Source organism: Paenibacillus farraposensis (genome assembly GCF_020736845.1).
Classification (GTDB): Bacteria; Bacillota; Bacilli; order Paenibacillales; family Paenibacillaceae; genus Paenibacillus; species Paenibacillus farraposensis.
In genome coordinates, this window is record NZ_JAFFQR010000063.1 from 105,567 (window position 1) to 120,336 (window position 14,770).

A 14,770-nucleotide genomic window follows, 5' to 3' on the forward strand; every position below is an offset into this window, starting at 1 on the left:
TGTTATTCTGTATCATCGATTGGGGCAAAATGGCTCTGATCCTCACCGCAGACTGGACAAACCCAGTCTTCCGGAAGGTCTTCGAACGCTGTACCTGGCATAACGTCTTCATCAGGGTCACCCACAGCAGGATCATAAATATATCCACAGGGCTGACATACATATTTTTTCATGTTTAGTTCTCCTTGTCATCCTAAAATTTTTGCAAGCTCTGGCGCATCCGGTTTGAGTCCCTGCATGATGGCTATTTTATATGGAAGTGAAGCGAGGGCATCCCCAAAGCCGATCACGCCGCAAATAGAACCATTTTGTATAAACATACGTGTATAAGAAACTTGATTTTCACGGGTCAGGCTGGTGTCACAGGCTTGTTCGTCTACCAGACCTATGGAAAACAAGGGGCATTCATAGCTGTTGGACAGGGTGACAGGGAGGGGACGCTGGTAATCGATGGAAGCACCCGCCATATTCGCGCCTGCTATTTTTCCTTGCTCTATGGCACTTTCCCATAATCCGTCTATTCTATTGTGGAATTCGGCTACATCGCCTGCCGCGTATATATTGGGGAAGCTGGTCTCCATCTGTGCATTCACCCGAATACCGTGTCCAATATCAAGGCCGATTTGGTGAGCAAGTTCAGTATTGGGTACGATTCCGATAGAATATACGACATGCTCGCAGGGAATGATAGAGCCGTCCTGCAGCTCTACACCTTCTACGTGATCTGTACCTGTAATGCGCTTTACGCCTTGTCCAAGCCTTACCTCAGTGCCCTGTCCGGTAATCCGGCGGGTCAAGATAGCGGAGGCCTTCTCATCCAGCTGGCGGGACATGAGCCGCTGTGAAGCTTCCAGAATAGTTACGGAATACCCGGCTTGCTGGAAGGACCAGGCGGTTTCTACACCCTGAATACCGCCGCCGATGATGCATATCCGGTCTCTTTTTTGCAATTCCGCTTTAACTCTGTCTGCATCTTGCCGGAACCGGATATTGTGAACGTTCCTTAGTGAAGCTCCGTCCAGCAAAAGCTTGCGGTTATGGGCTCCTGTACACAGCAGCAGCTTGTCATAAGCAACGTTTTGCCCATTTGCCGTTTCGATGGTGGAGTCCTCTGCATGTATGGCAGTGACCTTTATGCCGGAATACACATGAATCCGTTGATTGGCAAACCATTTTTCCTTTTTGATCAAGATTTTGTCGCTGTGCAAATCAGTGAATAGTCCCTTGGAAAGCTTGACTCTGTTATACGGAAGGGATGCTTCTTCCCCGTAAATAGAAATTTCAGCCAGCTCATCATGATCTCTAATCGCTTTCGCCGCGTTGACGGCGGCAACGCTGCCTCCGATAATAACGTAATGTTTGTTCCCCATGCAGTATCTCTCCTGTTCCCTATAAGCTGCTTTTATTCAAATGACGCTAAGCAGTAGATCCGAGACAAATTCAGCGGCGCTTTTAATTTTCTTCACTTTTTCATCTTCCGTAGGAGAGAAGCGAATGCGCACCGGGAATTCCACATGCGTCATACCGGTTGATTGGATGACCCCGGAAGTGCTTTGGACCTTCATATTGGTACCGTTCAAGTAATCCTGTACAACTTCGATGGCTTCTCCGCTCCAGCCGTAGGAACCAAAGGCAGCAGCTAGCTTGCCTTCCAGATTCATCTTTTGCATTTTTTGCAGCAGGTCTTCCAGCTTGCCCGTCATGTCGGCATATTTGGTAGAGCTACCAACGAAAACGGCATCCGCTGAGGCAATACTATTCAAAATCTCCGTTTCATCTGCCTTATCTACGTCCCACAGCTCCACCTTGATTTGGTTTTCCAAAAAGCACTCTTTCAGGATGTTTGCCATTTTCTTAGTATTATTTTTTAAGGTGGCATAAACAATCGCTACTTTTTTACCATCCTTGGTTTCGGTGCTCATAGATGCGTACAAATCAATGAATTTGGCAATGTCATGCCGAATCGCGAAGCCATGGGAAGGAGCAATCATTTCGATATCCAGATCAGAAACAGCTTCGATTAATGTACGCACATATCTGCGATGTGGATGAATAATAGCCTGATAGTATCCGATAAAGTCCTCGGTGATATCAAAACCGGCTTCATCGGCAAATAGATGCTCTACAGCCACGTGTGTGCTGAAAATATCGCACGGGAACAAGATTTTGTCTTCCACGCAATACGTAATCATGGTTTCTTCCGTATGGAGGTAAGGTGTTTCCTTAAACAGCAGTGTCTTGCCTCCAATATCGAGTTGATCCCCGTCCCGGATCACCAGAAAATTGCGATGTTGAAGCTTGTACATTTGCTGAATTTCCGGAACGGCAATCTCCGTGCAGACAATCGTAGCGTTCGTTGCCTTGGCAGCAAGTGCCGCCAATCCGCCTGAGTGATCCGGTTCCGTGTGATTGACGATAATATATTGAATGTCCAGCGGATCGATCAATTCGGCTACAGCCTCTGCAAATTCTCTGCCGAACGCCATATCTACGGTATCCACAACGGTAGGTTTTCCAGTTTTCAGCAGATATGCATTATATGTTGTACCCTTTGATAGTAGAAGACGATGAAAGGGGACCTCACGATTATCAATTTTTCCTACCCAATAAATATCCTTTGCCAGTTGGAATCCTGGTTTCATAGAAACAACCTCCTACTCGTTTTTGTTTGTCTAGCACAATTCGATTCTAGTTGGATGTAACGATGAAAAAGTTGATTGAAATCAAATTTTTGAATTTTTAAAAGCATTTTTGACTTAAATTTATATTAGTGATTGCAATCACAAGACGAGCGAAAAAATTCAATACAATAAGGTCATATCGATTGAAAAGCCTGAGAGCAGCATGCCAGGTACCCAATCCATCATAAGCAAATCTAATTTCAAACAGGAGCGTGAACCTATATGAGAATATCAAACCTTACTCAATTTCAGGAATATAAAGAAGCTGCGTTTACAAAACGAATTGTGCATAAGGAAGCCGACAATGTGATCTTTGTCCTCAACTTCACCCCGAATGCCGAGCTGCCAACACATAATCATCCAGGAGCAAATGTATATTTGCTTGTTCTAGAAGGGAACGGTATGGTAACTGTGAATGGTGAAGAAACGGCAGTTGCTCAAGGGGATATAATTCATATTACAGGAGATGAACAGTTTTCCTACCGCGGTGGTGCAGAGGGGAATTCCAGCCTGCATGTGGTGCTGACCAAAACGCCAAGTGAAAAATATGCACAAAATATATAAAAGAGAGCACAATGGGAACAGCTGCTGAAAGAGGAAGGATTCAAGATCGGTCAGTATCATCGCTGAGCGATAGTCTGAGGTCCCCAGAAGGAGAGACATGAAGATTTTTGGGCCAAGCAATGAAGGAGACGAAACCCCAGACGGGGATTCGTCTCCTTTTGTACATTTGGTGCGAGATGTCAGACAGAATTTATATTTGCAGATTTTAGTCTTGATTATAGATTCTGTACAGGAATACGGCAGCCTCGGCACGAGTCGTTGGTGCTTTCGGGGCTATTTTTCAGTTTGCACCCGTAATAAGTCCTTCCTGAACCTTCAACAATTTTGTTCCCTCCTGAAAATAGATTAGTATAGTGAAAAAGAGATCCAGCAGACCTACTGATGTGCATCAGAGGTTAATCTTGTTGTGGAGGCCTTGAGGATAGGCAGTTCTTAAGAGGTTATTGAAGTCTATGAATCGGGAAAATGATAGGAAAAGAAGTTTACACCGCGGAATACGCCATGAAGCCACCGTCTTCCGACGACCTTATGGTGAAACTCCGCCTGTACAATCTACTCTCGAAGTGTCACAATACGTTCCAAAGGCCATTCTTCTCCGGCTGGAATATCGTGTAGCGCCTATACGATTCCTTCGACTCCCGGAATTTGCCGGATTTGTTTCAGTGTTACCGTATCGTTTCCTTCACCAAACCAACGAAGTACCATGCGCATGCTTTGCATCGCCCCATTCGTCATATGATAGGTGTAACGGCAATTTCCAATTCCTATGCTTTCACATTACCATGTTGCTGGAGTTACTTGGAATAGTTAACCCAAATAAAAATGACGTTTACATCGAAAGGAGGAGGCAGGTTATGAAGCGGCATCGAGCCATTGTGGTGGATGATGAAATATTCACCCGCAAAGGACTGCTTCAGCTCATGGATTGGGAAGCCTGCGGCTTTGAAATCGTGGGAGAAGCTGATAACGGTGAGGATGCGCTGGAATTGATCGCCCGTGTCCACCCGGACCTGGTCATTACCGACATTCGTATGCCTGTACTGGACGGATTGGAGCTGATCCGATCTGTGCTTGAGCGGAGTACAGAACACCCTGCGTTTATTATCCTGAGCGGCTACAGCGATTTTGCTTATGCGCAGCAGGCTCTCCGCTACGGGGTTCATGATTTTATACTCAAGCCAATTGATGAGAGTGACTTTACGGCTGTGCTGCGCAGACTGAGTGAAAGGCTCCATCGCGAGCAGCAAAATGCACAGCTATACCACAACCACCGTACCAGCGGACTGCTGGAGGCACTGATGATGAACAAAGCAGAGGATACGGTGGTAGCCCGCTGGGAACAGCAGCTTCGGCTTGGGGAAGTTGCACATATGTACTATGTACTTGTCGAGCTGAATGACCAACATCCTTGGCGTACCGGGGACGATAGCGCTCTGCTGCCGCTTTTCCAGTTCAGACAGCTTACCGAGCAAGCGCTCCATCGTTTAGTGGACGGCAAGCATCCTCTCTATGTCCATGAGCACCGCAACCGGATTGGACTTATCATACCTGACCACTTTTTGAACTGCTATGAAGCCAAGATAGAAATGTTTATGAAAGCGCTACAACAAGAATTAGAAAGGGCTATGCCACTAAAAGATCGGGAGGCAAGCCGGGTCTTCCTTTACGCCGGAAGCCCTGTAAATCGTCTGCAGGATATCCATCAGTCCTATGCCTGCGCCAAGGAAGCAGTGCTCCACAAATACATTCATGATGATAGCGGTATTGTGGTATATGAGGAGGGGCAAATGCCAGCGCTCCACTATAGAACCATCTGTCAGGACTTGCTGGACCGCTTGCTGGAGCAAGTGGAGGAACTGCGGCTGGAAGAGCTGCTTACGACTGTGGATGATCTGTTTCGCAGCTTCCGAGAGGAGTGTTATGCCCCTGAGGCTATGAAAATGAGCCTGCATCAATGCGTGCTCAGTATGGTGCGGGTCATTCAAAACATGCAGGGAAATGAGCGCTCGCTTCAGTCATTGGAGTCGATGATGAACTGGCAGGATATGAACCTGTCACTGGGTGAACTGCAGCGGCTGTTTACAGCTTTTGCCGAGGAAAGCGGGAAATATATCAGAGCTCTGCGCAAGGATTGCCAGCAGGGAGGCATTCAGCACATTCGCACCTATATTGAGCAGCATGCTGCCGAAAATATAAGTCTCAAAGGGATTGCGGCCCGCTTTTACATGAATCCGGTTTACCTTGGTCAATTATTCAGAAAAACGTACGGTGTATACTTTAACGAATTTCTGCTGAAATTACGCGTTCAGGAGGCTAAGCGTCTATTACGGCAGACGGATTTACGCATTTACGAAATTGCCGAGCGCGTGGGCTTTGGCAGTTCCGATTATTTTGTCACCCAGTTTGAAAAGATGGTGCATGCTACACCAACCGAATACCGTAACAGCTTGAACGCCGCAGACAAGACGGAGAGGGCTGGACAATGAGGATGCTGCGTACAACGCTTGATCATGTCCGGCTGCGGGATAAAATGCTGCTGCTTTATTTTCTCTGCGTGTTTATCCCCGTAGTGTTGACCAATCTTATCTTTTATCACGTCACCTCGCAAAATGTAAAGGAACAGCGTATGCAGGATATCTCGCGGGCGCTGGAGCAGATTAAAATCGAATTTTACCGTGAGTTTGAAGATGCGATGGAAATCTCGTCTATCTTATACATCGATCATCAGCTCAATGAGCTGTTGGAGCTAGCCTATCCTCACCCCGCTGATTATATTGCCGCCTATGATTCTTATTTACGTCATATGTTGAACAATACTTATAGTCCTGTATACCATTCTGTGGGCGGAATTACGATCTACACAGACAATCCGACGCTGCTGAATTCCGGGGGAATCAACTTAATCGATGAGCGGGTTAAAAGCTTGCCCTGGTATAGCAAAATCCCGCCCGGACGGCAGTCCAAGCCTATATTTGTACGTACCGGCGACGGTACGGGTGAGCAGCAGCATCCCTTTAGCCTGATTCGCCGGATGAATTATTTTTATTCTCAAAATGGCCATGAGAAAATACTGAAAATAGAGCTGCGAATGTCATCCATTCGAGAGATTTTCCATAATCTGAATTTGCAGGGTAGTCTCTTTTTGCTCAACGAACGGGGGGAAATCGAGTATACGACCGATCCCAAGGTGGATACAAATGCCAAGGCTGTGGCTTATAATGAGCTTCAATTGCCCAAGGACACCATAGAATTCAAGACCAATTATGTACTGATGAATAGCTTGAACGGCTGGAGCATTGTGGCTGCGATGCCGGAAGATGAAGTGCTGTATGAAATGCAGACCTCCCGTAATTTTGTTCTGCTGTTAACCTGTGCGAATATGCTGCTGCCTACCTTGATCATTATCTGGATTACACGTTCGCTGAACGTGCGGATTCATCGTATTCTCAAGCACATGAAAAAGGTGAAAAATCAGCGTTTTGAGCTGATTCCCGGTACGGTATCGCGCGATGAAATCGGGCAATTAACAGGCGAATTCAACCGGATGACATTAAAAATCAAGCGTCTGATCAATGATGTTTATGTAGCCGACATTCAGCGAAAAAATGTGGAGATTCAGCGCAGGCATGCCCAGCTTAATGCACTTCACAGCCAGATTAATCCGCATTTTCTGTTCAATGCGCTGGAAACGATACGTATGCGAAGCCTGATGAAGCGTGAGGACGAAACAGCCCACATTATTCATAACATGGCGCGGATTTTCCGCAATTCGCTGGTGTGGAACAAAGATCGAGTCACGTTACGAGAGGAGCTGGAGCTGATCAGCTGCTTTCTGGAAATCCAGCAATACCGCTTTGGTGAGCGAATCGGGCACGAAGTGCAGGCACAACCCGAAGACCTGGACTATTTGCTTCCCAAAATGGTTGTGCTAACGCTGGTTGAAAATGCAAGCATACACGGTATTGAGCCGTTAAAGCACGGAGGACGCATTGAGATTCATTTTGAGCTTCGGGCGGGGCGCCTGATTTTAACGGTAAGGGATAATGGAGTCGGCATGTCGGTAAAGCAGGTACAACGGCTGTACAATTACATGCAAAGGCAGGAGGAAATGGGCGAGCGTATCGGCTTGCAGAATGTTATCTACCGCCTGAAGCTTTATTATGGAAGCCGCTTTGAGCTTAATATACGCAGTGCGCTCGGTGAGGGAACAGAGATTCGTATCATGATTCCGGCGGATCGGGAATGAGTGACTGAAGCGGCAAGAAAAGCCAAACTTCATAGCAATCCACTCACATACTTGTCTAAATATGTATTCTTCTTTTTTGGGAATTTCATGTAGATATTGATATGTAATCTATTATTATTCGATAGGAGGAATAATCTTTGAAGAAAAAACACATTATTGCATCAGCCTTATCTTTAGGTTTACTAGGAGGGGCTATTGCCGTGCCGCATGCGATCTTTGCGGATTCAGATGCTGTAACTGATTCTGCAAATACATCCACTACGGCGACCCAAGATGCTGGTACAACAACTACTGGTGACCATGTAGTAACTCCTCAAAAGATCGGAAATACTTTTGACAGTAGAGTACAAGGAGGTGCAACTGTCCAAAGTGCCTTTGAGGTTCCTAGAGGATATGGGCATGTTAAACTTACTCTGAAAAATAACTCTAGTTATCCAGTTAGGGTAAGTGTAACGCACAATGATTCAGGTAAAGAATACATCTCTGGAACAAGAATCTCACCTGGAAGTTCAATTACTTGGAGAAGTACTGATGAAGGTTACACAGATGGTTTACGTTCGGGAAGCTACACCCTTCAATGGCGTAGTGGCAATTATGACGTTAATGCGGAATTCAATGGAGTTGCCGGTTCACAGCCTGGAGACCTCTAATAGCTTAAGGACAGCGACTACTGCCACATATACTTATACTGTGAGATAAAGTGACAGGCGAAACAAGTAAAGCTTCAGGCCCCTTCATCTGGTCTGAAGCTTTTTTGTTTCGTTTATCAACTCACTTTGAAGTTTGAGCCCCGAATAGTCCAGGACATTCTGACAGAACCAACCTATAGAAATTTTTTTAGCTGAGATATTCGGCTTTGGGACACACCAAGCCATTTGGCATAATCGTTTTGCCTGGCTTCTGGATGTTCAAGCATTAGTTTCCGTAGACCTTTAAGTAATTGCAATGTAGACTGATGGACTTTATATTTTTTATCCGCAGGTACCTTGGAAGCAGCAACAGGAACAGGACTAACACCTATGTTCCCCTTCATGTCGAGTATACATTGCTTACATAATAGAGAGCTTTTGAAATAGCTTAAATTCTGGATCGAATTGCACAGTTTGCAGGAAGTCCAGTTACTATACTTTCCCAAGCCCATAAAACCTGTTTCAACGTCCGCATAGAACTCTAAAGGTTCGTTAATTTCAATTCCCATATTGGCCCGGATTTCTATAGGAATAACAATGCGGCCTAACGAATCTAAGGAGCGTGTCATACCTGTTTTCCTCAATTGATATCTCTCCTAAATAAGAATTATAGAAAGAAACTCACCTAATTCTTTCAACCTAGATTTTGTGTCCAAAATCTCCAATGTTTCCCTTAAAAAGTATTTATTGTTGTGTTAGAAGATGGTATATTATAAACATACAAAATTTCTATTATATAATAGATTTTACAAATCTTATTTCGGATTAAATTTGCACAATTTTACGTGAAGGGTGGTTTTATTCATGGAAGAAATCACACCTATGATCAGCACAGAAATTAAAAAATACCTTAAACAGAATGACATAACTCTAACCGAGTTTGGCCACATCATTGATTTGAATGTAGGTACAGTTAGCGGCATCGTATCAGGCAATCGTTCTATATCTGTGAACCAGTTAGATCGCATTACTGCCGGGATGGGGTTACCACCAGACCATTTCTATGAATTTTATATTGAAGAGTTCATTTTAGAATCACCTCTGAATTGGCGGAAAATAAGCCCTTTTTTATATCGTTGTGTGGAACTCGGCCGATTGGATTGCATCAAGCGGGTTGTGAGTCTGTTGTTAGATACTTCTGTCTACATCCCTTTACTTTTTGAAGTGGCTGAGGACTTGTTCTCCAAAGGATACCCGGACGCGGCGGCTTACCTTTATGAAAGTGTGGCTGAGAGTGAAAGAAAGCAGCATTCAGAACGGCTTGCTGTATGCCAGTATCGTTTGTTCAGCCTCCGGATCGGAAAAGATCAGGCTCGCAATCTCCAAACGGCTGTCAGGTTTGAACCTTTTGTCGATCGTTTGGATGAAATTGAGTAACTGGATGCCTTGAAAGACTTGGCCAACGTGTATAGATCATTAAGCATGTGGGATAAGGTCTATAAATTTTCATGTCAAATGCATAAGTTAGGACAGATTCAGTATGAATTGGCTTATAATGCTAAAAAAGAAACAGAGTTAAAAGCGCGTTCCGGTCCGCTGTTTGCATACATAGCCTACGCTGAACTGATGTGCGCACATGCTTGTGATGCGAAAGGAAACCATAAACAGGCATTAGAACATATCCAAGGTTATGCCGATCTAAGTTGGGTAAAAGAGAATGATGATGAATCACTTTATTGGAAAAACCAATTCCAGCAATGGGCTAAAATTAATACTTACGTGAACAGGCTTATGTCTGGAGATATTAGCGTTCTACCGGATTACGTCGAGTATATATCTGGCGAAAAACATATTTTTGCTGAACTTTTAAACGTCGTAGAAGTAGCTAATCGGTACGACATCGACATTGATCATATTCTTCAGCGTTTCGAACCCCAGATTGCAGCTTATCGAGATTTAGAACACACAAATAAATTAGCAGAGCAGCAAGTTATACTCGAAGAAAATGTACGATTCTGGTATAAGCTAGCCAAATATAACCTACTGAAAGAAAGATACCTGTACGGTTTTAAATGCTTAATAGAAGCTTTGAAAAAATCTGGTATAATTAACCATGCACTACTTATTTCTAATTGTGCAGGCTTATTTTTCCGTTTCAGTGAATACGCGGATCCTGAAACACAGGCCCAATTTCATTCCGCTTATGAGGAGGTGTGGAGAAAAAATGATCAAGAAGATGGCTTTAGTTTTGGCTACAACTAGCTTTTTACTGGTATTCGCACTACCAGTTCCAACTGGAATCCCAAGCTTAAGCACAGTCCAAGTTCAAGGACACATCGGGACATTTTAATCATTATCAAATTCTTACCATGGGCCAGCCACTTCGGCTGGTCTCTTTTTTATAACTTTTTTGGCTAAAAAACGTTCATAATGTAATTGTTCATTTTCCCCTAAAATGAAAATATATAGGGGGTAATGAAGATATGAACATAGATGAATCCTTAAATAAACAGATGGAAAGTGCCAGACAACGATTGCATGATCTTTACGAACTGTATGGCTTCGGACATGCATGCGTACTTGAGCAATCTATGATTTTGGACGAACTCATTAATCAGTACAATCGTATGTACCAGACTAAGAAGTTACATCAATAGGTTCAGTCAGACCCCCAATCCTTTTTATGCAAAACTACTACCTTTCCCACATAACGACCATAATTATGTCATAAAATGCCTTGTGTGATATTTGTATACATTTCATCAAGTCAAATATTGTAAATAACGTCTTTGCTAAATGAATCTCTTCAACAACCGGTACCATCACGCTTTACCACAAAGTTGCTTGCGGCTGCTGGGGAGCTAAAAAATAGGGCACGAATCAGCGTATCGCCGGGAGGAGTATACGAAGCATACACCCGTTGTAATAACGCTGTAGTGCATGCAGGTGAAAATATTCAAATCCACTCACATACTTGCCTAAATATGTATACAACTTTTTTGGATATTTCATGTAAAAATTGATATGTCAGGATTTTGCGAAATTCGATTCCAATCGCTCTAAAGTGCAATATACGGATGAATTAGATCATTTCGGTCTATATATTGTTCATTGAAAGTCGCTTATTGGATTTTTGCGAAATCCTCATGTAAGTCTATTTTTATTTGATAGGAGGAACAACATGAAGAAACATTAGCTGTAATCGTTGCTTCTTTTGTATGATGTACAACCTATGGGATCTATTGGAATAATTCGGTAGCGGTGTATGAAATGGTCAAAGAGCGTATGACAAAGAAACGGAACATACAATTCTAGCTGTCCGGATCGACTGGAAATTGGCTTAAGATGAGCTTCTAAAATGATTATACGAGGAGGGTTAACAGTTAGATGCTTTGTAAAAAGGTAATGGTATGGTTTTTTGCAGCCATTTTGGCATTTAACGCTTTGCTGTGCATGCCTGTTGCAGCAGGGGCAGAGGAACGGGATGCAAGCGACGGAATACAGCAAAAACAAGCAGACATGGGACAGAAGGAACAAGGGTCTTCTGATGGTACTTATTCTTTCAATCCGCCCACGTCTGCAACAAACAGTGTTTATAACGCACTGATGGTGAGCCTGGCGGCAACGGTAGAATATACGTCGATCGTTATTGATCCCGGGGAAACGTATGAGTTCGAGAATACAGATACGATCAGCAAATCGATATACAGCAATGCTTCTAAGACCAAAGGCATTCTGTATGATAGTGTCAGTTATAAAGCGGATGGGGATATCAGTATGGTCCACATGGATTACGGGGCAAGTCCCATTAGTGTTTCCGGGGGAGGTACAGCGTTTGTTACGAATACAGGATCAACAGCCTTAACCGTAAAAGTAACTGATGTTTTCGCCTACACTCCATCAGAGTACCCGGCATTAGAGCGAGTTACGGTCTCTAAGGATGAAAGTTACCGGATTGTAAATGACGGGTGGACGGCCCGTTCGATTCAGCATGATGGCTCAAATGCAGACAATCGCCGCTTTGACTATGCTAAATATAAGGAAGATGGAACTTTAAGCGCGTCTGCCCTTAATAGTATTGCTCACCCCACTTTGGGGACTGGCGAGGAACTGATTATTACAGGTTCTTCTGCAAATGCAGTGACCTTCGGATTTCCCTACGGCAAATACAGTATAGAAAGCAGCGGCGAGCCGGCCTATGCGCGGGTTACTTTAAATCAGGGGGAAAGTTACCAGTTCATCAATGTGGGAACCCGATTGGATACGGTAGAAAGTGACGGTACGTCCAAGGATAAGCTTGACTACGTAGTGTATCTGGCAAACGGAACAGAGGCTTCACGCGGAAGTGGCACTTCGACGAAGCCGCAGATTGCTGTAGACAGATACGCGGTCATTACCCAGGTCACTGCCAATCCGGTTACATACGGCGCTCCTTATCGTAACTTTATTGCCCGTCCTGTAGGCGGGGATGCCATCAGTCGTGTGGAGCTCGAGGTAGGCAAAAGCTACATTTTCCATAATAACGGTACATTGATGAATCCGATCTACAATAACTCCAGAAAGGCAGGAAGCTTATTCGACTATGCTATCTACAAGCCGAACGGAACCGTAAACTCCTCTGGTTTTAACAGTCAGGCTGGTCCTATGATCCCGCCTTCGGGATATGCCATTGTGACCGTGATCGGTCCGAGTCCCATTATCTTTGACTATACGGACGATTTTTCTTGGGAACCGAGTAGTGACCCTGCGTTCTTACGGGTAACACTGGCAAAAGGTGAAAGCTATGCGTATACCAATATCAGCGATCATTTGAGGTATATACACAGTACGGCCAAATCCGTTAAAGGCAGATTTGATGCTGTCCTGTATAAAGCGGATGGTACAGAGCAATCCAGAAGCAATACGGGGAATCCAGCCTTTCTTGTCGGTGAAGGCAAAAAGGCTGTCGTTACCGTAACCACGGATACGCCGATCACTTTTGGTGGCATATATCGGAGCTTTAAGGCCAGTGAAGAAGATGGCGACGCGCTGCGTGAGACGACCCTGGAGCCGGGAGATTCATATATTTTCTGGAATCATGATAGCCAATCGAACACATTGCGGCGTGACAAAAGGAGTGGCAATGCACGCTTTGACTCAGCCAGCTATCGAGGGCTTCGTTTGCTCACATCAGATCATTTTAACAATACGGTAGATCCAGAGATTGTCGCGGGTGGTGAAGCAATTGTCACCAATGTATCTGATCGGTCAATCACTTTTAGGTACACCAGTAAGATAGAGGCTATGCTCAACGCACAGGCTGCCTTCCACCGGATTACGTTAAAACGCGGGGAAAGCCGGAAATTCATAAATGTCAGCTCAATAGATAAGGCTTTGGATGTAATTTCGGTTAGCGGGATGAGATGGAATTATAGGAATTATCGGGCAGACGGGACGGTGTACAGCCAGGCAAGTGATACGACTCAATTGCCGTTAGTACAAGCAGGAGGATATGCCGTTGTCACAACAGTCTCGGATATGCCAGTGACCTACGGTGCGGTCTTAGGGATATTCGATGTTGAGGATGCCCAGGCACCAACAGGCAGTCAGGTTACCATCAAGCAGGGAGAAACCTATGTATTTCATAATACTGGTGCACAGGCTTCCTCATTGACGACAGATGCTGCACATGAAAGCCGTGTCTATGACTATGTCGTATATGGAACAGATAGCGGTGTGGATTCCAAGGTAGACGGAGCAGGTATGGGGGCTTCTTTAGCTGAAATTTCGCTTGGAGCCGGAAAGACACTCGTTATGACCGTCACTTCGCCGCAAGCCGTGACTGTTCATTACAGCAATGACATTAAAGCGGAGCCAGGCACAGAACCAGCATTATTAAAAACAACATTATCAGGCGGTAAGCAGGGGGGATGGATCAATCGCGGGAGCGAGGAGGCCCCTGTCTTGACGAATGCGAAGATCGTAGGCGGAACGTATCAGTTTACCGTCACGGACCAGGCTGGAAAAGTGATTCGTGAACATAAAGAGGCGACAGACAGGGAGCAGCAAGTGTCAGGCAAAGCAAACATTCGTCTTGCAGTAGCTGCAGCTGCTCCTGCTGTTACCTTTGGCGCCCCTTATCGTGTGTTTTCTGTAAAAAATACCGAAGATAGCAAGCTGGACGAGTTAATTGAGCTCATAGCCAAACAAGCTGACTTTTCAGTGGGCCAAGAAGGAAAATATCGTTTTACACCCAAAGAAGACGGAATTTACCGTTTCGCGGTGATGGAAAAAACGGACTATGCTGCGCAGCAGGCGATAGTCTCCTTGTATGCGGACCCTGATTTCTCCAATCAGCTTGTAACCTCAACAGAGCAAAACCAAATCTACGGTTGGGATTACACTGTTTTAGAGTATGAGATGAAGGCAGGACAAACCGTTTATGTAAAACTGACAGAAAAAAATAGCGGCACATTACAAACGGTAATCAAAGCAGCACATATGGTGCTTGGCAAGGATACTTCATATGAATACGGGAAAGGGAACCGACTGAATAAGGTTATTTTTCCCACCGGAGATCAAATCAAGCTATTTTACGACTTGAACGGAAACGTTATTAGTCGGGTAAAAAAGGTATTTCCTTTTACAGTTTAAAAGTTATATCTATCTTT

The 14,770-nt window shown here is 44.6% G+C and carries 10 protein-coding genes and 2 pseudogenes; 7 read left to right on the forward strand and 5 right to left on the reverse strand.

The window, feature by feature from the left end; all coding sequences use genetic code 11:
• Window positions 1-2 precede the first annotated feature (2 nt).
• The 3 genes from rd to JO375_RS09310 are packed head-to-tail and all read right to left on the reverse strand — an operon-like array spanning window position 3 to window position 2,642.
• On the reverse strand, window positions 3-173 hold the full coding sequence (gene rd / locus JO375_RS09300; protein WP_014278705.1) for a rubredoxin: 171 nt from the start codon (window positions 171-173) through the stop codon (window positions 3-5).
• Window positions 174-188: 15 nt separating this feature from the next.
• Window positions 189-1,370: an NAD(P)/FAD-dependent oxidoreductase gene (locus JO375_RS09305; RefSeq protein WP_229524196.1), complete on the reverse strand. Its 1,182-nt coding sequence runs from the start codon at window positions 1,368-1,370 to the stop codon at window positions 189-191.
• A 36-nt stretch (window positions 1,371-1,406) separates the two neighbouring features.
• On the reverse strand, window positions 1,407-2,642 hold the full coding sequence (locus JO375_RS09310; RefSeq protein ID WP_229524197.1) for an FprA family A-type flavoprotein: 1,236 nt from the start codon (window positions 2,640-2,642) through the stop codon (window positions 1,407-1,409).
• A 261-nt stretch (window positions 2,643-2,903) separates the two neighbouring features.
• Here JO375_RS09310 and JO375_RS09315 point away from each other — a divergent pair, with 261 nt between their 5' ends.
• Window positions 2,904-3,245, forward strand: a complete 342-nt coding sequence (locus JO375_RS09315) for a cupin domain-containing protein (RefSeq protein WP_229524198.1) — start codon at window positions 2,904-2,906, stop codon at window positions 3,243-3,245.
• A gap of 558 nt (window positions 3,246-3,803) precedes the next feature.
• Here JO375_RS09315 and JO375_RS09320 read toward each other — a convergent pair.
• Window positions 3,804-3,956 (reverse strand): annotated as a pseudogene (locus JO375_RS09320) (mannonate dehydratase); the annotation flags it as partial.
• 143 nt (window positions 3,957-4,099) lie between these two features.
• Here JO375_RS09320 and JO375_RS09325 point away from each other — a divergent pair.
• The 3 genes from JO375_RS09325 to JO375_RS09335 all read left to right on the forward strand — a co-directional run bounded on the left by JO375_RS09325 (window position 4,100) and on the right by JO375_RS09335 (window position 8,141).
• Window positions 4,100-5,731 (forward strand): response regulator transcription factor, encoded by a 1,632-nt coding sequence (locus JO375_RS09325; protein ID WP_229524199.1) that lies wholly within the window; start codon window positions 4,100-4,102, stop codon window positions 5,729-5,731.
• Window positions 5,728-7,491 carry a sensor histidine kinase gene (locus JO375_RS09330; RefSeq protein ID WP_229524200.1) on the forward strand — a complete coding sequence of 588 codons (1,764 nt, stop codon included), beginning with the start codon at window positions 5,728-5,730 and terminating at the stop codon, window positions 7,489-7,491. Before JO375_RS09325 ends, JO375_RS09330 begins: the two co-directional genes overlap by 4 nt.
• A gap of 137 nt (window positions 7,492-7,628) precedes the next feature.
• Entirely contained in the window at window positions 7,629-8,141 is a 513-nt protein-coding gene (locus JO375_RS09335; RefSeq protein ID WP_229524201.1) for a hypothetical protein, read from the forward strand.
• Window positions 8,142-8,314: 173 nt separating this feature from the next.
• Here the strand turns inward: JO375_RS09335 and JO375_RS09340 are convergent, their stop codons facing one another.
• On the reverse strand, window positions 8,315-8,764 hold the full coding sequence (locus JO375_RS09340; protein ID WP_229524202.1) for an AbrB/MazE/SpoVT family DNA-binding domain-containing protein: 450 nt from the start codon (window positions 8,762-8,764) through the stop codon (window positions 8,315-8,317).
• A gap of 220 nt (window positions 8,765-8,984) precedes the next feature.
• On the opposite strand from JO375_RS09340, the pseudogene JO375_RS09345 reads away from it, so the two are divergent.
• From JO375_RS09345 to JO375_RS09355, 3 genes and pseudogenes are all read left to right on the forward strand, one after another.
• A pseudogene (locus JO375_RS09345) lies at window positions 8,985-10,382 on the forward strand (helix-turn-helix domain-containing protein).
• Between the two features lie 251 nt (window positions 10,383-10,633).
• The gene (locus JO375_RS09350; protein WP_229524252.1) at window positions 10,634-10,777 is read left to right on the forward strand and encodes an aspartyl-phosphate phosphatase Spo0E family protein; all 144 of its coding nucleotides are present in this window, start codon (window positions 10,634-10,636) and stop codon (window positions 10,775-10,777) included.
• Window positions 10,778-11,507: 730 nt separating this feature from the next.
• Window positions 11,508-14,753 (forward strand): hypothetical protein, encoded by a 3,246-nt coding sequence (locus tag JO375_RS09355; protein WP_229524203.1) that lies wholly within the window; start codon window positions 11,508-11,510, stop codon window positions 14,751-14,753.
• The last annotated feature ends 17 nt before the right edge of the window (window positions 14,754-14,770 follow it).